Annotated in this window: 18 protein-coding genes; 12 read left to right on the forward strand and 6 right to left on the reverse strand. The window is 72.4% G+C overall.

Annotation, left to right across the window (positions count from 1 at the left end):
* Nucleotides 1-30: 30 nt before the first annotated feature.
* From ligD (ABGB12_RS02715) to ABGB12_RS02735, 5 genes are all read left to right on the forward strand, one after another.
* Nucleotides 31-1,002 carry a non-homologous end-joining DNA ligase gene (gene ligD / locus ABGB12_RS02715; protein WP_347674274.1) on the forward strand — a complete coding sequence of 324 codons (972 nt, stop codon included), beginning with the start codon at nucleotides 31-33 and terminating at the stop codon, nucleotides 1,000-1,002.
* Nucleotides 999-1,844, forward strand: coding sequence for a non-homologous end-joining DNA ligase (ligD, locus tag ABGB12_RS02720; RefSeq protein WP_347674275.1), 846 nt, complete (start codon nucleotides 999-1,001; stop codon nucleotides 1,842-1,844). Before ligD (ABGB12_RS02715) ends, ligD (ABGB12_RS02720) begins: the two co-directional genes overlap by 4 nt.
* A gap of 45 nt (nucleotides 1,845-1,889) precedes the next feature.
* Nucleotides 1,890-3,170 (forward strand): NAD(P)/FAD-dependent oxidoreductase, encoded by a 1,281-nt coding sequence (locus tag ABGB12_RS02725; RefSeq protein ID WP_347674276.1) that lies wholly within the window; start codon nucleotides 1,890-1,892, stop codon nucleotides 3,168-3,170.
* A 68-nt stretch (nucleotides 3,171-3,238) separates the two neighbouring features.
* The gene (locus ABGB12_RS02730; protein ID WP_347674278.1) at nucleotides 3,239-3,442 is read left to right on the forward strand and encodes a hypothetical protein; all 204 of its coding nucleotides are present in this window, start codon (nucleotides 3,239-3,241) and stop codon (nucleotides 3,440-3,442) included.
* 109 nt (nucleotides 3,443-3,551) lie between these two features.
* Complete coding sequence (locus ABGB12_RS02735; protein ID WP_347674279.1) at nucleotides 3,552-4,175, forward strand: TetR/AcrR family transcriptional regulator; 624 nt, start codon at nucleotides 3,552-3,554, stop codon at nucleotides 4,173-4,175.
* Between the two features lie 10 nt (nucleotides 4,176-4,185).
* Here ABGB12_RS02735 and ABGB12_RS02740 read toward each other — a convergent pair whose 3' ends face one another.
* Nucleotides 4,186-5,811, reverse strand: a complete 1,626-nt coding sequence (locus tag ABGB12_RS02740; protein WP_347674281.1) for a serine/threonine-protein kinase — start codon at nucleotides 5,809-5,811, stop codon at nucleotides 4,186-4,188.
* Between the two features lie 120 nt (nucleotides 5,812-5,931).
* Between ABGB12_RS02740 and ABGB12_RS02745 the strand changes: the two genes are divergently transcribed.
* The 3 genes from ABGB12_RS02745 (at nucleotide 5,932) to ABGB12_RS02755 (ending at nucleotide 9,070) form a co-directional block, all read left to right on the forward strand.
* Nucleotides 5,932-6,435, forward strand: coding sequence for a SigE family RNA polymerase sigma factor (locus ABGB12_RS02745; RefSeq protein WP_347674282.1), 504 nt, complete (start codon nucleotides 5,932-5,934; stop codon nucleotides 6,433-6,435).
* Nucleotides 6,428-7,195 carry a hypothetical protein gene (locus ABGB12_RS02750; protein WP_347674283.1) on the forward strand — a complete coding sequence of 256 codons (768 nt, stop codon included), beginning with the start codon at nucleotides 6,428-6,430 and terminating at the stop codon, nucleotides 7,193-7,195. The genes ABGB12_RS02745 and ABGB12_RS02750 overlap by 8 nt, the downstream gene beginning before the upstream one ends.
* Nucleotides 7,196-7,552: 357 nt before the next feature.
* Nucleotides 7,553-9,070: a DEAD/DEAH box helicase gene (locus tag ABGB12_RS02755; protein WP_347675027.1), complete on the forward strand. Its 1,518-nt coding sequence runs from the start codon at nucleotides 7,553-7,555 to the stop codon at nucleotides 9,068-9,070.
* A gap of 40 nt (nucleotides 9,071-9,110) precedes the next feature.
* Here the strand turns inward: ABGB12_RS02755 and ABGB12_RS02760 are convergent, their stop codons facing one another.
* Entirely contained in the window at nucleotides 9,111-9,770 is a 660-nt protein-coding gene (locus ABGB12_RS02760; protein ID WP_347674285.1) for a glycerophosphodiester phosphodiesterase, read from the reverse strand.
* A 52-nt stretch (nucleotides 9,771-9,822) separates the two neighbouring features.
* Here ABGB12_RS02760 and ABGB12_RS02765 point away from each other — a divergent pair, with 52 nt between their 5' ends.
* Complete coding sequence (locus tag ABGB12_RS02765; RefSeq protein WP_347674286.1) at nucleotides 9,823-10,695, forward strand: alpha/beta hydrolase; 873 nt, start codon at nucleotides 9,823-9,825, stop codon at nucleotides 10,693-10,695.
* 100 nt (nucleotides 10,696-10,795) lie between these two features.
* Complete coding sequence (locus ABGB12_RS02770) at nucleotides 10,796-11,704, forward strand: oxygenase MpaB family protein (protein WP_347674287.1); 909 nt, start codon at nucleotides 10,796-10,798, stop codon at nucleotides 11,702-11,704.
* Here ABGB12_RS02770 and ABGB12_RS02775 read toward each other — a convergent pair.
* The 3 genes from ABGB12_RS02775 to ABGB12_RS02785 form a co-directional block, all read right to left on the reverse strand.
* On the reverse strand, nucleotides 11,691-12,581 hold the full coding sequence (locus ABGB12_RS02775) for a PD-(D/E)XK nuclease family protein (protein ID WP_347674288.1): 891 nt from the start codon (nucleotides 12,579-12,581) through the stop codon (nucleotides 11,691-11,693). The two genes, ABGB12_RS02770 and ABGB12_RS02775, sit on opposite strands and share 14 nt — an antisense overlap.
* 10 nt (nucleotides 12,582-12,591) lie before the next feature.
* Nucleotides 12,592-13,260 carry an MBL fold metallo-hydrolase gene (locus ABGB12_RS02780; RefSeq protein ID WP_347674290.1) on the reverse strand — a complete coding sequence of 223 codons (669 nt, stop codon included), beginning with the start codon at nucleotides 13,258-13,260 and terminating at the stop codon, nucleotides 12,592-12,594.
* A gap of 114 nt (nucleotides 13,261-13,374) precedes the next feature.
* Entirely contained in the window at nucleotides 13,375-14,016 is a 642-nt protein-coding gene (locus ABGB12_RS02785; RefSeq protein WP_347674291.1) for a DUF6758 family protein, read from the reverse strand.
* An 81-nt stretch (nucleotides 14,017-14,097) separates the two neighbouring features.
* Here ABGB12_RS02785 and ABGB12_RS02790 point away from each other — a divergent pair, with 81 nt between their 5' ends.
* Both ABGB12_RS02790 and ABGB12_RS02795 read left to right on the forward strand, forming a co-directional pair.
* Nucleotides 14,098-14,481, forward strand: coding sequence for an NUDIX domain-containing protein (locus ABGB12_RS02790; RefSeq protein ID WP_347674293.1), 384 nt, complete (start codon nucleotides 14,098-14,100; stop codon nucleotides 14,479-14,481).
* 82 nt (nucleotides 14,482-14,563) lie between these two features.
* On the forward strand, nucleotides 14,564-15,319 hold the full coding sequence (locus tag ABGB12_RS02795) for a hypothetical protein (protein WP_347674295.1): 756 nt from the start codon (nucleotides 14,564-14,566) through the stop codon (nucleotides 15,317-15,319).
* Nucleotides 15,320-15,337: 18 nt separating this feature from the next.
* Here ABGB12_RS02795 and ABGB12_RS02800 read toward each other — a convergent pair whose 3' ends face one another.
* On the reverse strand, nucleotides 15,338-16,774 hold the full coding sequence (locus ABGB12_RS02800; protein WP_347674297.1) for a CPBP family glutamic-type intramembrane protease: 1,437 nt from the start codon (nucleotides 16,772-16,774) through the stop codon (nucleotides 15,338-15,340).
* Between the last annotated feature and the right edge of the window lie 27 nt (nucleotides 16,775-16,801).

Genomic DNA, 16,801 nt, shown 5'->3' on the forward strand with positions numbered 1-16,801 from the left:
CGATTCGGACAGCGGGGTACGAACATCACCGTGGACGTGATCGAACCCATGCTCGCCGTCTCCGGGGGACTGCCCGACGATCCGGAGAACTGGGCCCTTGAACTCAAGTGGGACGGGGTCCGCGCGCTGGCCGAGGTGGCCTTCGGGGAGGTCCGCGTGTACGCGCGGCGCGGCGTCCTCATCACCTCGACCTACCCCGAGCTGAGCGCGCTGGCCGACCTGCTCGCCGGGCACCGCGCCGTCCTGGACGGGGAGGTCGTCGCGTTCGCCGACGGCAAGCCGTCCTTCGAGCGGCTGCAGCGCAGGATGCACGTCCCGCACCCCCCGCCGCGCCTGGTCCGCTCCGTGCCGGTCCGGTACGTGGTCTTCGACCTGCTGAAACTGGACGGCATGTCGCTGCTGGACCTGCCCTACGTCCAGCGCCGCGCCCTCCTGGAGGACCTGGAGCTGGCCGCCGGCCCGATCGAGGTCCCGCCCTACCTCCCGGCCGCCGACCGGGAGCAGGTCGAGGAACTGCTGGCCTACACCGCGCAGGAGGAGCTGGAGGGCCTGATCGCCAAAAGGCTCGACTCGCGCTACCGGCCCGGGAGGCGGGTCGCCGACTGGCAGAAGATCAAGAACTTCCGCTCCCAGGAGGTCGTGGTCGTCGGCTGGCGCCCCGGCCAGGGCCGCAGGGAGGGCACGCTCGGCTCGCTGCTGCTCGGCGTCCACGTCCGGGGGCGGCTGCGGTACGCCGGGCACGTGGGCACCGGATTCGACGACGCCATGCTCGACGACCTGACGGCCCGCCTCGGGCCGCTGGAGCGCCCGGACTGGCCGTGCGAGGGCGATCCCCCCTGGGAGGTGGCCAGGGACGCCCACTGGGTCGAGCCGGTCCTGGTCGGCGAGGTCGCCTTCACCGAGTGGACCGCCGATGGACGGGTCCGCCACCCGTCCTGGCGGGGCCTGCGCTCGGACAAGGACCCCCGCGAGGTCATCGCCCTGCGGGAAGGAGCCGCATGAGCCGGATCCAGGTCCGGGTGGACGGCCGGACGCTGACGCTGTCGAACCTCGACAAGCCGATGTACCCGGAGTTCACCAAGGGCGAGATGATCGACTACTACACCCGGATCGCCCCCGTCCTGATCCCCCACCTCCGGGACCGCCCCCTCACCCGCGTCCGGTTCCCCGAGGGGGTCGGCGCGTTGCGCTTCTACGAGAAGAACGCCCCCAAGGGCACCCCCGAATGGGTGCGCACCGCCCGGATCCGCACACCCGGGGGCCAGCAGGAGTCGCTGGACTTCGTGGTCGTCGACGACCTGCCCACCCTCGTCTGGTGCGCCAACCTCGCCGCGCTGGAACTGCACGTCCCGCAGTGGCGGATCAGCACCCGGAAGGTCGATCTGATGGTCTTCGACCTCGACCCGGGCGCCCCGGCGACGTTCACCGAGGCGTGCGTGGCGGGGCTGCTGCTGCGGGAGCTGCTGGCCGCCGACGGGTTCACCGCGTACCCCAAGAGCAGCGGGAAGAAGGGCCTGCACCTTTACGTGCCCGTGCGGGACCTCGACACCTCCGGGTACGCCAAGCGGGCCGCCGAACGGCTGGAGGCCGACTACGGAAGGCTGATCACCAGCAGGATGGAGCGGAGACTGCGCACCGGCAAGGTCTTCCTCGACTGGTCCCAGAACTCCCTCTCCAAGACGACCGTCGCCCCCTACTCCCTGCGCGCCCTCGACGCGCCGTCCGTCTCCACCCCGCTGACCTGGGAGGAGGTCGAGGCGGGCAGGACCGTGCGGTTCGGTCCCGAAGAGGTGCTGGAGCGGGTGGGCGAGCACGGCGATCTGATGGCCCCTCTTCTCGACTGAGCAAAGTCGCCGGGATCATCGGTCACGGATGGTCACCATGTCCTCATGGTCCCCAGGATCCCTGAGAAATTCGACGTCGTGGTGCTCGGTGGCGGCACGGCCGGCTCCCGGATCGCGGCCGGGCTGGCCCGGGGCGGCCGCGAGGTCGCCCTCGTGGAGCACCGGACCGTCGGCGGCGACCGGGTGCGGGAGAGGTGCGCCGCCCTCCAGCAGGCCGCCGACCGCGCCGACTCCTGGCGGAGGGCGGTGGCGGTGCGCGACCTGGCGCTGCCGCCCGTCCCGCTGCCGCCCGGGGTCACCGTGCTGCACGGCGTCGGACGGCTCGACGGGCCCGGCCGGATCGAGGTCTTCACGCCCGGGGCCGCCCGCGTCCACGGCTACGGGGAGCTGGTGCTGGCCACCGGCTGCGAGCCGGCGCCGCCGCCGGTGCCGGGCCTGCTGGACGTGCCGGTCTGGACTCCGGCCGAGGCCGTCGCCCGCGACGAGCTGCCGCGCCGCCTCGTCGTGCTGGGCGGGACGCCCGAGGGGTGCGAGCTCGCCCAGATCTACGCCCGGTACGGCAGCCAGGTGACCCTGGTCGCCGAGTCCCCCCGGCTGCTGCCCGAGGAGGCGCCCTTCACCGGCGACCTGCTGGCCGGGATCCTGCGGCGGTCCGGGGTCAGGGTGCGGACGGGGCTGCGGCTGACCGTCGCCGAGCCCGCCGAGGCCGGGGCCGGCCTGGTGTTCTGCGACGGGACGGTGCTGACCGCCGACCGGGTCCTGCTGGCCGCGGAGACCAGGCCCCGGACGGCCGGGCTGGGCCTGGAGCACCTGGACCTGGCGGGAGCCTCCGTGCTGCCCGTGGACGGGCGCTGCCGGGTCCGGGAGGGCGTCTGGGCCGCCGGGAGCGCCACCGGGCACCGGCACGCCTCGCTGGAGCAGGCCAGGGTCGTCCTGGACAACCTGCTCGGCCTTGACCGGACCGCCGACTACCGGGCGCTGCCCAGGACCGTCCGGACCTCCCCTCCGGTGTGGGCGGCCGGCGCCGTCCCCTCGCCGGGGCCCGGCGGGCTGGTCACCGCGGGCCGGGACCTGTCCGAGACGGTGCGGGCCTGCCTGTCCCCCGGGGTGCTCGGCAGGGTCGAGTTGTACGCCGATCCCGAACTCGGGGTCCTGGCGGGGGCCGCGGCGGTGGGCCCGGAGGCCGCCGACTGGATGGCCGAGGTGGCCCTGGCGATCCGGGCCGGGCTTCCGGTGGCCGCCCTCGCCGACGTGGTCCGCGCCGTGGCGACGTACGGTGAAGCCATCGAACCCTCGTTGCGGGAGCTCGCCGGTGCGATGGGGTGAGCGGACGGGGCGGACCGGGGTAGAGAGAGATCGCGGCCCCCAGACATCGAGATCCACGGGAGGAAGTCATGGGCGACCTGAAAAAGTTCGAAGCTGCCCCGTTCGAGGAGGCTCCGCGAGAAGATGTCCTGGAACAGCAGGAGGATCAGGCGCCCGCGGCCGAGGACGAGGAAGTCCTGGAAGAGGACGCCCCCGTACCGCTGGAGGCCGACGAGGCCGACGCGGCCGAGCAGCGGGTCGAGGTCGAGCTCGATGAGGACGAGTACCGCTGAGTCTCGGGTAGGTGACCGGTGAGGTTACTGGCGCGTAGGATGATGGGATTGGGCAGCGGCACGGTAAAGGCCGCTCAAGTTCGTTCCAGTAGCCAAGAGGAGCATGGTCGTGACCGCTACTCCGGACGCCCGGCCCCGGGGCACCCGGCTGCCGCGGATGGCCCGCCGGCGCCAACTGCTCGGCGCCGCGCAGGAGGTCTTCGTCGCACAGGGCTACCACGCCGCGGCGATGGACGAGATCGCCGAGCGCGCCGGAGTCAGCAAGCCCGTGCTCTACCAGCACTTCCCCGGCAAGCTCGAGCTCTACCTGGCGCTGCTGGACGAGCACACCGAGGGCCTGGTCAACACCGTGCGGGAGGCGCTGGCCGCCACCACGGACAACAAGCTCCGGGTGCAGGCCAGCATGCAGGCCTTCTACGACTTCGTCTCCGGTGACGGCGAGGCCTACCGGCTGGTCTTCGAGTCCGACCTGCGCAACGTCGCGCAGGTGCGGGCCCGGGTCGAGCGCGCCAACCACAAGTGCGCCGAGATGATCGCCAAGGTGATCCAGGAGGACACCAAGGCGACCGTCGACGAGGCCTACCTGCTGGGCATGGGCCTGGTCGGCATGGCCGAGGTCAGCGCCCGCTACTGGCTCTCCCAGCAGAAGTCCATCCCCAAGGAGACCGCGGAGAACGTCATCGCCAGGCTCGCCTGGCGGGGCATCTCCGGCTTCCCCCGCACCGGCGTCTGAGCCCGGCCCGCTAACGGCCCAGTTTGGCGCGGAACTCCGGGGCCATCAGGTCCAGGAGCATCCGGTAGGGGACGAGCTCCTCGATCTCCCGGCAGTCCGGGCCGCTCTCCGCCAGGTGGAGGGTGGCCCGCATGCCCTTCCTGGCGAACGCCGGGTCCAGGACGTTCTCCAGGTTGGCTCCGGTCAGCCGCAGCGGCTCGGACTCGAAGCAGCCCGCGGGATCCCGGCTCACCTTCATGATCCGCCGGTTCAGCTCGGGCAGCGCGGTCTCGGGGAAGATCCTCGACGGCGTGATCTCCTCCCCGGTCGTGAGGTCGACGGTGACGGCGAAGCGGGAGTCCCGCCCCTGCCCGCCGTCCGCGTTCCCCGGCCCTGCCGAGAAGGTGTAGCGCACCGACACCAGGCCCGCCGACTGGATGCCGAGCGAGGCCCTGACCCGGATCCGGTCCCCGGTCCCCGCGAGGTTCGGGCGGCTCTCCTGCAGCAGGGTGTCCACCCTGGCGCGCAGTGAGGCGTTGGCCTTGCGGCCCAGCGGTTCGGGCAGGCCCTTCACGGTGGCGACCACGACCTGCCCGACGGGGGTGTTCTCCTCCACCAGCAGCACCTCGACCAGGGCGGGGGTGGAGCGGGCCGCCTCCGGGACGGCGGCGGGCCTCTCCTGCCGCCGGTCCCCGCCCGCCGAGTAGACGGCGGTGCCGCCCGCCACGATCGCCGTCAGGCCGACGACGCCGCACAGCAGCGCGGCCCTGCTCCGGAAGATCCCGCCCCGGCGCGGGACATGGGCGACGACCGGGTGCGCCCCCGTGTCGGCCATGGCCGCGACCAGCCCCGTGAGAGACGCCCTTCCGCGTTTCTCCCACTTGCGGCCGTAGGCGCGGCGGGCCGCCTTCTCCAGGTCGGCCGCGAACGTCAGGGCGTCCAGGGGTCGCTGGGCGGGGAACTTGGCCAGGCCCCGCAGGACGAGCGGGCGCAGCGCCTCGGGCACCCGCTCGATCGGCGGGGATGCGTTCTGGTGCAACTGCTGGAGTTCGGCCTCGGTGTCGGCCAGGTAGGGCGGCGCACCGGTCAGGCACTCGAAGAAGACGCAGGTCACCGCGTAGAGGTCGGTGACGGAGGTGGCGGGTGCTCCGGTCCACTGCTCCGGGGCCAGGTAGGCGGGGGTGCCCTCCCGTCCGCCGTCCTCCTCCGGGACCGCGCCGCCGAAGCCGACCAGCCCGGTGGTCCCGTCGGGCCGGACCATCACGTTCGCCGGTTTGACGTCGCGGTGCACGGCTCCCGCGGCGTGCGCGGCGGCCAGCCCCAGCAGTGAGCCCTTGAGCGCCGCCAGCGCCGCCGTGGGCTCCAGCGCCACGCGGGACGCGAGCAGTTCTCCGAGGCCGTATCCCCGCACCGCCTCCGTGATCAGCGCGCCGCCTTCCCCGTCGGGTTCGGGGACGTAGCCGTGGATCCGCGCCACGTGCGGGTCGTCCACCCGCTCCAGGGCCGCCGCTTCCCGCGGGAGCGAGTCGGCTGCCCGGTTCACGTACCTGATGACCCGCAGCCCGCCGCCGTTCCGTTCCGACGCCAGCACCACCCGCCCCCGGGTGTCGCCGCCCAGCTCACGGAGCTCGTCGTAACCGGGAACCTGCCAGTCCATGCGCGCCCTCAGCTCACAAGATGTCGGGAAGATCGGATGAGAAACCCATTGTCCTGAAAATCCAGGCAACCTGTGACCCAGATGCCGCGTGTATCCGGTGACCCGACGAAAGGGGACCGCGTGTCACCGGACCCACCGGACTTCGCGGATTTCTATCAGACGGCCCGTCCCGGGCTGGTCGCGGAGTTCTACGCCTACACGGGAGACCTCGGCGAGGCCCAGGAGATCGTCCAGGAGGCGTTCATCCGGGCCTGGACCCACTGGAGGAAGGTCTCCGAGTACGACCGGCCGCGCGCCTGGGTGGCCCGCGTCGGCTACCGCCTCGCGGTGAGCCGCTGGCGCAGGGCCCGCACCGCGCTGGCCTCGCTGGTGCGGCACGGACCTCCCCCGGAGGTCCCCGAACCCTCCGCCGCCTCGATCGCCCTGGCCACCGCGCTGCGGACACTGCCCGACGCCCAGCGCCGCGCCGTGATCATGCACCATCTCTCGGGCTACTCCATCGCCGAGATCGCCGCCGCCGAAGGCGTCGCCGACGGGACCGTGAAGGCACGGCTGTCCCGAGGCCGCCAGAGGCTGTCCACCCTGCTGACCGACCACAACGATCAGGAGGACGCCCATGCCTGACCTCGACCGCCTCTTCGACGACCTGTGCTCCGACCTCGCCTCGGGGGCCTCCGGACCCCCCGCGGAGCGGATCGCCCGCCTGGGCGGGGCCCGCCGGAACCGCCGCCGCGCCCTGGGCGCCGGAACCGCCGCCGTCATCGCGCTGGGAGGCGTGCTCTTCCTCGGCTCTCCCCGCGACGAGCACGCCGGTCCGGCCGTCCGGCCGACGGCCACCGCCAGCGCCCAGCCGAGGCTGGAACTCTCCGACCTGGTGTACTGGCCGAAGGCTCAACGCCAGGGTGCGGAGGGCTGGTCGATCTCCGAGGACGCTCCGCATCTCGGGAACATCCTGCCGGGCTGCCCCGACCGGGAGATCAAGGCGCAGGGCTGGGTCCGGCATCTGGGCCTGGAGTTCACCGGCGACCCCTTGGGCGATTTCTTCCTCTCCGGCCCGCAGGAGATCGTCGTGGTCTTCTCCGACCCGGCCCGGGCCACCGCCTGGTTCGACGCGCTCCACACAAACACCAAAGCCTGCCATGAGGCTCCTTCCAAGGTGGACGTCGGCGACGACGGATACCGGATCGAGGCCGAGGAAGAGCCCGAGGAGCCCAACAGGCCGTTCCACGTCACCAACGCCGTGGTCTTCCGCCAGGGGCCGGTCGTCGCGATCTACATGCGGGAGAAGGCCCGGGATCTCGGGCAGATGCCGGAGCTCGGCGACCTGGAGAAGGACGCGCGGGCCCTTTCCGATCACCTCTGCGAGCGGGGATTCGGCTGTTAGCCCACGATCTACGGAGAAATCCCGCAAATTCCAGGTTCTCTCACGAAGACGGATTCCCTGTAAGGGCTCGGGCTTTTCTGCTATAGCGAGGACTGGCCCACAGCCGGTAGACTGTGTTGCAGAGTGTGACCGCGCACTTGTGTGGCGCGCACTACCGCCCACTCAGGCGCCCACCCCGCGCCGTCGCGGTCCGCCCCAGAACAAGAACGACGGCTGGTCCCTCCCGCGCGAGCGCGCGGCCGTAACGAAAACGGGCCTTGCTGCGCCGCGCTCATCACGGCGCCTCTCGGAAAGACCTCGCCGCCGCCAGAACTACGGAGGCTGAACGTCCTGACTACCTTCACCGAACTCGGGGTCATCCCCGAAATAGCCGACGCCCTCGCGACCGAGGGCATCACCTCGCCCTTCCCGATCCAGTCCCTGGCGCTGCCCATCGCGCTCGGCGGACAGGACATCATCGGCCAGGCCCGCACGGGCACCGGCAAGACCCTCGCCTTCGGCATCCCGCTGCTGCAGCGGATCACCCACGGCGGCAAGGTCCCGCAGGGCCTGGTCGTCGTCCCGACCCGCGAGCTGGCGATCCAGGTCCACGACGACCTGGTGCTGGCCGGCGGCAAGCTCGGCACCCGCGTCCTGTCGGTCTACGGCGGGCGCGCCTACGAGCCCCAGATCGAGGCCCTGCGCGACGGCGTCGACGTCGTCGTCGGCACCCCCGGCCGCATGCTCGACCTGGTCAAGCAGCGCCACCTCGACCTCTCGCAGGTCTCGGTCCTGGTGCTGGACGAGGGCGACCGCATGCTCGACCTGGGCTTCCTGCCCGACATCGAGCGGATCATCGCCAAGGTGCCCGCCCAGCGGCAGACCATGCTCTTCTCGGCCACCATGCCGGGCGAGATCGTGGGCCTGTCCCGGCGCTACCTGACCCGGCCGACCAACGTCCGGGCCGAGTCGCACGCCGAGTCCGAGGCCCAGCCGAAGGTCGTCCAGCACGTCTGGCAGGCCCACCAGATGGACAAGCCCGAGATCGTCGCGCGCGTCCTGCAGGCCGAGGGCCGCGGTCTGACCATGGTCTTCTGCCAGACCAAGCGCACCTGCGACCGGCTGGCCACCGACCTGGCCGGGCGCGGCTTCGCCGTCGCCGCCGTGCACGGCGACCTCGGCCAGGGCCAGCGCGAGCGGGCCCTGCGCGCCTTCCGCCACGGCAAGATCGACGTGCTGATCGCCACCGACGTCGCGGCCCGCGGCCTGGACATCGACGACGTCACGCACGTGATCAACTACGAGTGCCCCGAGGACGAGAAGGCCCACGTGCACCGGATCGGCCGCACCGGCCGGGCCGGCCACGAGGGCATCGCGGTCACCCTGGTCGACTGGTCCGACCTGCAGCGCTGGAAGCTGATCAACAAGGCGCTGGACCTGGACTTCGCCGACCCGGAGGAGACCTACTCCACCTCCGACCACCTGTTCGAGGCCCTGAACATCCCCAAGACCGCCAAGGGCACGCTGCCCAAGGAGCAGCGCGGCGAGCGCGAGGGCCTGGCCGCCGAGGAACTGGAGGACATCGGCGAGACCGGACGCTCCCGGACGCCCAAGACCTCCTCCCGCGACGACCGCGGCAGCCGCGACGACGAGGAGCGCCCGGCCCGCAAGCGCCGCCAGCGCACCCGGACCCGCACCCGCCGCGGCGTCCCCGTCGAAGAAGGGGCCTCCGCGTCCGCCGACGGCGCCGAGACCGCCGCGCCCGGCACCTCCGAGGCCGCGGGGGCCGAGGAGCCTCCCGCCAGGAGCGCCTCCCGCCGGCGCACCCGCACCCGCCGCCGCCCCGCCGGGGGCTCCGGCACCGGTCAGGAGGGGCAGACCGCAGAGACGGCCTGAGGCCGTCCCGCGAGACGACGGATCCGCTTGGTCTCCGCGATCAGGCGGATCTTCTGTTGCGGCCGCGCAGCTCCAGCGCGGTCCGCGGCAGGTCGGTGATCACCACCGCGACCCGGGGGTCGGCCAGGAACCGGCGTAGCGCCCGCGGATCGTTGACCGTCCAGAGCATCGCGGGGATTCCCGCCCGTGCGCAGCGTTCCAGCACGCCCAGCCCGGCCAGCCGGTACTCCAGCGCCACCCAGTCGGCGCCGCAGTCCCGGATCCGGCCGACGGGGAAGAGGTCGGCGGCGAAACCCGGCCGCCACGGCGAGCGGCCCACCGAAAGCGCGCACCGGACCCCCGGATCCAGCTCCTTGGCCCGGGCGACGGACCCGGCGAACCCGGTGGTGAACACGTACTCGTCCCGGCCGTCCTCGCCGAAGACCTCCCGGGCCAGGGCCAGGACCTCCTCCTCGTACCCCGGCTCCTTCAGGTCCAGATGAGCCTTGGCCCTTCCCCGCACCGCCCGCAGCGCGTCGGCGAGCCGGTGGTGGCCGTCCCCGGAGAGCGGGTCGTGCCGGACGACCAGTTCGCCGGTTTGGGAGCGCCGGATGTCCAGTTCGACGTAGTCGGCGCCGCTGTCCAGGGCGCGGACCAGCGCGGCCGCCTCGTCGTCGGTGTCGCGACGATGGGCGGAGACCCTCGCTTCTGCTGGTTTCATAGAGATTTCAAGGTACCTGTCGGGTGCCCCGCCGTTGGTAGGTTGAGTCATCGTGAGCACGCCCAGGTTTCTGGATCTTCCCCCCGTCGTGCGCCGCGCGACCGTGCGGACGCCCCGCGGCCGTTTCGCCGTCCTCGAGGCCCTGCCCGTGGGCGAGCCGGAACGGCAGCCGGCCCTGCTCGTCCCGGGATTCACCGGCAGCAAGGAGGACTTCCTCGGGGTGCTGCAGACCCTCACCAGGGCGGGCCGCCGGGTACTGGCGCTGGACATGCGCGGCCAGCACAACTCCCCGGGCTGCGACGAGCCGTCCCGCTACCTGCTGCCCGAGCTGGGCGCCGACCTGGTGGAGATCATCGAGTCCATGGGGCCCGAGCCGGTGCACCTGGTCGGCCATTCCTTCGGCGGGCTGGTCACCCGGGAGGCGGTGCTGGCCGAACCCACCCTGATCGCCTCCTACACCCTGATGTCGTCGGGCCCCGCCGCGATCGGCGGCCCGAGCGCCCAGCAGGCCGCGGCCCTGCGCGACGCCCTGACCGGCGCGCTGACCATGGAGCAGATCTGGGAGATCAAGCTCGGCCCCGACGCCCGCGCCGCGGGCTGGGCCGAAGAGATCATCGACTTCCTCTACCGCCGCTCCCTGGGCAACTGCGTGACGGGCCTGGTCGCCATGGCCGGTGAGCTGCTGTCGGCCCCCGACAGGACCGCGGAGCTGGCCAAGGTCGCCGACGACACCGATCTGCCCCTCATGGTCCTGTACGGCGAGGACGACGATGCCTGGCCCCCCGAGGTCCAGGCCGCCATGTCCGACCGCCTCGACGCGTCCCGCGTCGTCATCCCCGGCGCCGCCCACTCCCCCGCATGGGAGGCCCCGGAGACCACCGCCCACGCCCTCACCGACTTCTGGAACTCCGCCGAACGCCGCTGACCCGCCCTCTCCACCGTGGAACCCGGTGGAGAGGGGTGATCCGGGAGGGGAAGTTCAGTAATGATACATTTACCGAGCTTTGTCTCACAGGAGGTGAGTGATGGCGGCTACGGTGATGGCACCGGAGAGCGTCACCTGGCGGGTGCACATCGATCGGACCATGTGGGTGGGCGGGGTGCGCAGCCTGATGCTGCAGGCCCTGCACCCGATGGCGATGTGGGGTGTCTGGCAGAACAGCAACTTCCAGGAGGACCCGTTCGGGCGGCTGCAGCGCACGGCCGACTTCGTGGGGGTCGCGACGTTCGGGTCGCGGGAGGAGATCGAGACGCTCGCCGCGCGGGTCCGGCAGATCCACCGCAGCCTGCGGATCCTCAACCACGACACCGGCAGGAAGGAACCGCTCGACCAGCCCGAGTTCCTGCTGTGGGTGCACTGCGCCGAGGTCTTCTCCTACCTCGAGACGGCGCGGCGGGCCGGGCTGCCCCTGACCGACAGGATGGCCGACCAGTACCTGGAGGAGCAGCGCGAGGCCGCCGCCCACGTCGGGCTGCACGCCGAGGACGTCCCGGCGACCGTGGCCGAGACCGAGGCCTACTTCCAGGACATGCGGCCCCGGCTGCGCGTCACCGACGAGGCCCGGGAGACCGTCAAGTTCCTGCTGTGGCCGAGGATGCCCGAGAACCTCAAGTTCCTCGCCCCCGGCAAGCCCGCCTGGTTCCCCTTCGGCGCGCTGTGCTACTACTCGCTGCCCAAGTGGGCCCGCGACATGTACGGGCTGCTGCCGGAGGTGCCCCAGCCGGCGGTGACGGCGGCGCTGCGCTCGTTCCGGATGGCGATGAACTCGATCCCCGAGAGCGTGCACGACCTCGCGTTCATGAAGCCGACCCGCGAGATGCTGGAGCGCAGCCGGCAGGCGCTGGCCGCCGAGGGCTACGACCTCGGCGGAGGGCTGATCGGCCTGCGCGATCCCCGGCGCTGGCCGTCCGGCAGGACGCTCACTCCGGCCTGACCGCCCTCTCCCCGTCCGCCAGGGCCGCCCAGGGCTCCTTGAGCTCCGCGGCGGCCCTGCCCTCGGGGCAGTGCCGGGCGAAGTCGCACCAGCCGCACAGCGGCCCGGTGCGGGGCGGGAACACCTCGTCGTACGGGGCGTGCTCGACGACCCCGTTCACCCTGCGCGGCGCGGGCCCGTCCCGGTAGGACTCGTCCGCGTCCGCGCACTCGGCGGCGATCTGCTCGGCCCGGCCCAGCTGCCGGGCCAGCGACTCCTCGGTGTGCTCCCACACCGCGACCGTCCTGGTCGGCAGATGGTGCAGCTCGACCGTCCGGCAGGGACGGCGCAGCACCCGCGAGGCGGCGACGGCGTACAGGGCCAGCGCCAGCGAACCGCGGGCGTCGTCCTGCGTCAGCGGACGGCGCCCGGTCTTGTAGTCGACGACGGCCAGCCCGTCGCCCCGGTGGTCCAGCCGGTCGATCCGGCCGGAGAAGGCGATCGCCTCGGTCCGGGTGGCCACCGTGCGCTCCACGCCCGCCGGCTCCCGTTCCGGGTCCAGCCCCGCCGCGTACTCCTCGACCATGACCCGGGCCCGCTCACGCCACGTACGTGACTGCTCGGCGTCGCGGAACCCGTCGGTCAGCCAGCCCCTGACCAGCAGCGCGCCCGCCGCCTGCGGCGTGCGCGCCGCCACCGGCAGCCGCCAGTAGCCGGCCAGGGCGTTGTGGACGGCCGCGCCCAGGCTGTTGTGCGCCCACGGCAGACCCCTGGACGGCTGCGGCCGGTCCAGATACGTCATCCGGTACCGGCGCGGGCAGTCCAGCCAGGTGTTCAGCCGCGACGGGGTGCACGGGTACAGCCTGCGCGGCATCCCTTCGAGCCCGAGTTGCTCCACGGGCCGGACGTCACTCCTCTTCGGAGGAGGTCTGCTGCAGGGAGTACCAGGACTCCCAGCGGTCGGCCTCGTCCCCGATCGTGGTCTCCTCGCCGCTGCCCGGCAGGACCCGGGTGTCGGCCGGAAGCTGGCCGAACTGGGCGGTGATGGAGTTCAGCTGGGTGTGCAGGTCCAGGAAGACGTCGCCGTGGGCGCCGGGACGGCCCCGCCACAGGGTGCCGCCGGTGAACAGGATGCCGTCGCTCTCGCCGTACAGCGAGACGCTGCCCGGGGTGAAGCCCGGCGTGTGCAGCACCTCCAGCTGGATCCCGGCGATCTCGAAGGTCCCGCCCTCCTCCAGGTACTGGTCGGGCTCCAGGGAGCGGAGCTCCTCGTCGTCGGTCTCCTTGGCCAGCTTGCGGAAGTGGTCCCGCCACAGGCTGCGGTCGCCGCGGTGCATGAGGATCGGGGCGTCCCCGAGCTCCTCGTCCGCGGAGACCTCCAGGACGGTGCTGACGATGTTGTCCCTACCGTTCGTGCAGACCACTGCCATGACCTCGCGCTCGCCGACCGCCTTGAGGACGGCCTCGGCGTCGTTGGCCGGGTCGATGACGATCACGGCCTCATCGTCGCCGACGATCCAGGTGTTCACCTCCGCGGTGAAGACCTCGTCGTCCACGGTCACGGGGCCACTGGTCACAATCTGTTCAATGCGCGCAGTCACCCGCGAAGCCTATCCTTCCTTGCCGAATGAACGCACGGCCTGAGCGGAGAGCGTGCGTACTGTGAGGGCGTCTTGTCGCCTCTGATCCCGTCATGTCTCGAAGAGACCGCCCAGCCGGGGGCACGGCGCGCCGAAGGGGAGGTCGAGGTCCATGCCCGGCTCCCTCAGGTCGATGAGCTGGAGGTGGTCGGCCATCAGCGCGCCGGCCTCCGCGGGCCACAGGATCGCCCACAGCCAGCGGCCCCTGGCCTCACCGGCGTAGACGGCGCGGCCGGGCCCGGCGTCGACCGACCACAGCGGCACCGGCCTGCCCTCCGCCTGGATCTTGGCGTGGGGCGGACCCTCGTCGAACCCGGGGCCAGGGTCGGCTCCGCGCAGCCCCGCGAACCGCGCGCCGAGCCCCACCCCGACCTCCTCGGAGATCAGCAGCAGGTCGGCGGGCCCGGCGGTCAGGCCGGGTCCGGACAGCGCCACCGCGATGGCGCGGGCGCCCGTGCGCTCGTCCCCCGCGTGCAGGAAACCGGTGACCAGCCAGCCCGCCGGCAGCGGCCAGGTCAGCCAGATCGGGACCCGCGCCTGGGCCCGCACCACCGCCAGGCCTTCCTCGGACGGGCTGGCGGGCGGCTGGAGCGGCAGGACCGCGCCGTGCACCGCGCAGGTCCACTCGGCGGACCCGGCGTTCGGCGGCACTGCCGTTCTACCGCAGCGGGGACAGGTGGGTTCCGATCTCACGCTTACCCACAGTCGTTGTCACGGCCCGTCAAGTCAAGACAGAGGAACCCATCAACTCCCCCAGGAGTCTTTACTGGAGATATGGCCGAGGGTTCGCGTTGTGTGGGCGGGGTGGTCGTGCGCCGCGGGGAACTGCTGATGGTCCTGCGGGGCCGTCCGCCGGGCGCCGGGCTGTGGTCGGTCCCCGGCGGACGGGTGGAGCCCGGCGAGAGCGACGTCGAGGCGCTCGTCCGGGAGATGCGGGAGGAGACCGGCCTGGCGGTCGTCGTCGGGAAACTCCTGGGATCAGTGAAGATCTCCGGTTTCGAGGTCCACGACTACCTGTGCACGGTGACCGGCGGGCACCTGGAGGCCGGCGACGACGCGGCGGACGTCCGATGGGTTCCCCTCGCCGAAGTGGGAGGACTTCCGGTGACCGCGGGCCTCCTCGAAACGCTCAGTTCCTGGAAGGTCGTACCGGAGTAAAATCGAGATCCGTGCCCGAACCGGGCCGGACGGATCCGCGGAGGCCTGGAGCAGGCCACGTCGTTTCGAGGGGACTCACCCGATGCAGCAGATCGAATTCCGGCTGGAGGAGCGCCAGCGGCGCCTCTACCTGATCCTGGCGGGGGTGTGGGGTGTGCTCGGGCTGCTGCGGCTGTTCAACAGCGTCGGCAGCGCCGTGGTCGCCTTCGTCGTCGCCGGCATGATGGTCCTCTACTACTTCCAGTTCGCGAAGTTCGGCCTGACCCTCACCCCGCAGGGCGTGACCATGAACGGCTGGCAGACCCACACCTACCCCTGGGCTCAGATCCAGTCGGTGGAGAAGCAGAAGTGGTGGTTCCAGGACCGGGTCCTGCTCCGCTTCGCCGACGGCACCAGCCGCCGCGCCTGGGCTCCCCTGCACTACTTCTCGATGCCCGACCCCGAGTTCGACCTCAAGCTCCAGGGCCTGCAGCAGTGGCACGCCCAGTACTCCGGCATGCCGCCCGTCCAGCCCCCGCAGCCGCAGTTCGGCGCTCCCCAGCAGGCCTTCGGCGCCCCGCAGCAGGCGTTCGGCGGCCCGCAGCAGCCCTTCGGCGCCCCTGCTCCCCAGCAGCCTTTCGGCGCTCCGCAGCAGCCGCCCGCCCCCCAGTACGGTCAGCCCCAGCCCCCTGCCTACGGCCAGCAGCCTCCCTACCCGCAGCAGCAGCCGCAGGGCTACGGCCAGCCGCCCGCGCCCGCCCAGCCGCAGTACGGCCAGCCCCAGGGCCAGCCGCAGCAGCAGCCCCCTGGCGAGTGGACCCAGGTCTTCGGCGCGGGGAACAACAACCCCCCGGCCTGACGGCTCAGGCCTCCGTGATCAGCCCGGGGTCACGGTGGAGATGTTCATGCGGCGGCGCAGCCACAGGACGAGCGCGGCGAAGACGAACAGGGGCGGCAGGTCGGCCAGCAGGTAGTACCAGGGGGCCGCGCCCTGCTGGAGGGAGTCCTCCAGCTCGCCCGCGGCGGCGGTGACGCCGAAGGCCAGCAGGTTGTTGAGGACGTGCAGTGCGATGGGCGCCTCCAACCCTCCGGTCTTGACCGCGAGCCAGCCGCAGACCACGGCCCAGACGAAGATGTCGACCATGGCCCAGCTGCGGTAGCCGTGCCCGGCGACGAAGAGGGCGCTGCTGATGGCGATGGCGGGCCAGGGGGTGCCGAACGCCCGGCCCATGACCCGGGTGAGGGCGTTGCGGTAGGTGCCGTCGGGGCGGCGCAGGGTGCAGCCGCCGATCGCCTGGAGCACCCAGCCCCGGAAGACGAACTCCTCGGCGCTCGACTGGAACGGCACCAGCAGCAGGATCACCAGGGCAGGGCCCAGGAAGGCCCGCCATCCCACCCAGTCACCCAGCAGGGGATCGTCGGTGAACACGGCCGTCACGATCATGCCGGTCACCAGGGAGACCGCGATGTAGACCAGCGCCGCCAGCAGGCAGGCGCCCAGCCAGCGCCAGCGCATCCGGCCCAGCACCGAGATCACCGTGCCCATGGGGCGGCGGGAGAAGATCCAGACGGTCAGCGGCACCAGCGGGATCAGCGCGCCGAGCAGGGTGAGCTGGAGGGCGAGGTCCTCCAGCGGGCCGCCGACGAGCTGGTTCTCCTTCTCGGCGACCTGGGGCGGCTCCCCGGTGACCACGGCATGCCCCACCATCCAGGCGACGAACACCACGATGACCGTGACGAAGACCGCCGCCGTCAGGGAGAACGTCCCCAGCACCGGACGCCACCAGCGGTGCCGTTCGGTGCGGTCCTGCTGATGGAAGGGGGTGCCCGGAGGCGCCGCGACGACCCCCGGCCCCCGCGTGGCCGGGTAGCCGTAAGGCGGATACCCGGGGACGGCGTAGCCGGGCGGCGGATACCCCTGCGGGTAGCCCTGCGGCGGATACCCCTGCGGGTGGCCGGGCGTCAGATGCTCCGGCGCCCCGTAGCCGGGGCCCTGCGGCACGTGCCCCGGCACGTCGTAGCCCTGGAACGGCCCGGCCGGGCCGGCCCCCGGGGCGACCTGCCCCGGCAGCAGGTAGCCGGGGGCGTGCGGGGTGGGCGCGGGTCCCGACGGGGCCGGGGGCGGGGGCGACGGCCGCACCGGGTAGGTGTGCTCCGCCGGCCAGGACGCCTGCGGTTCGGGAGGGGCGAAGAGCGGACGTCCGGAGTCCGGCGGGTGCCAGGCGCCCGGAGGCTCCTCCCGGCCCGACTCGTCCGACTGGTCTCTGTCCGGTTCGTCCGACCCGGGGGGCGGGGTGGCGGATGGCGGCTCCATGAGGAGGAGCCTACGCACCCGCACCGC

The sequence above is a fragment of the Actinocorallia sp. B10E7 genome, assembly GCF_039871655.1.
Lineage (GTDB): Bacteria > Actinomycetota > Actinomycetes > Streptosporangiales > Streptosporangiaceae > Actinocorallia.

What these genes read in the sequence shown, in the direction of transcription:
- ABGB12_RS02790 (WP_347674293.1), top strand. Translation starts at nt 14,098, where the DNA reads ATGGCCGAGGGTTCGCGTTGTGTGGGCGGGGTGGTCGTGCGCCGCGGG.
- ABGB12_RS02725 (WP_347674276.1), top strand. Translation starts at nt 1,890, where the DNA reads ATGGTCCCCAGGATCCCTGAGAAATTCGACGTCGTGGTGCTCGGTGGC.
- ABGB12_RS02750 (WP_347674283.1), top strand. Translation starts at nt 6,428, where the DNA reads ATGCCTGACCTCGACCGCCTCTTCGACGACCTGTGCTCCGACCTCGCC.
- ABGB12_RS02795 (WP_347674295.1), top strand. Translation starts at nt 14,564, where the DNA reads ATGCAGCAGATCGAATTCCGGCTGGAGGAGCGCCAGCGGCGCCTCTAC.
- ABGB12_RS02770 (WP_347674287.1), top strand. Translation starts at nt 10,796, where the DNA reads ATGGCGGCTACGGTGATGGCACCGGAGAGCGTCACCTGGCGGGTGCAC.
- ABGB12_RS02730 (WP_347674278.1), top strand. Translation starts at nt 3,239, where the DNA reads ATGGGCGACCTGAAAAAGTTCGAAGCTGCCCCGTTCGAGGAGGCTCCG.
- ligD (WP_347674275.1), top strand. Translation starts at nt 999, where the DNA reads ATGAGCCGGATCCAGGTCCGGGTGGACGGCCGGACGCTGACGCTGTCG.
- ABGB12_RS02760 (WP_347674285.1), bottom strand. Translation starts at nt 9,770, where the DNA reads ATGAAACCAGCAGAAGCGAGGGTCTCCGCCCATCGTCGCGACACCGAC.
- ABGB12_RS02800 (WP_347674297.1), bottom strand. Translation starts at nt 16,774, where the DNA reads ATGGAGCCGCCATCCGCCACCCCGCCCCCCGGGTCGGACGAACCGGAC.
- ABGB12_RS02740 (WP_347674281.1), bottom strand. Translation starts at nt 5,811, where the DNA reads ATGGACTGGCAGGTTCCCGGTTACGACGAGCTCCGTGAGCTGGGCGGC.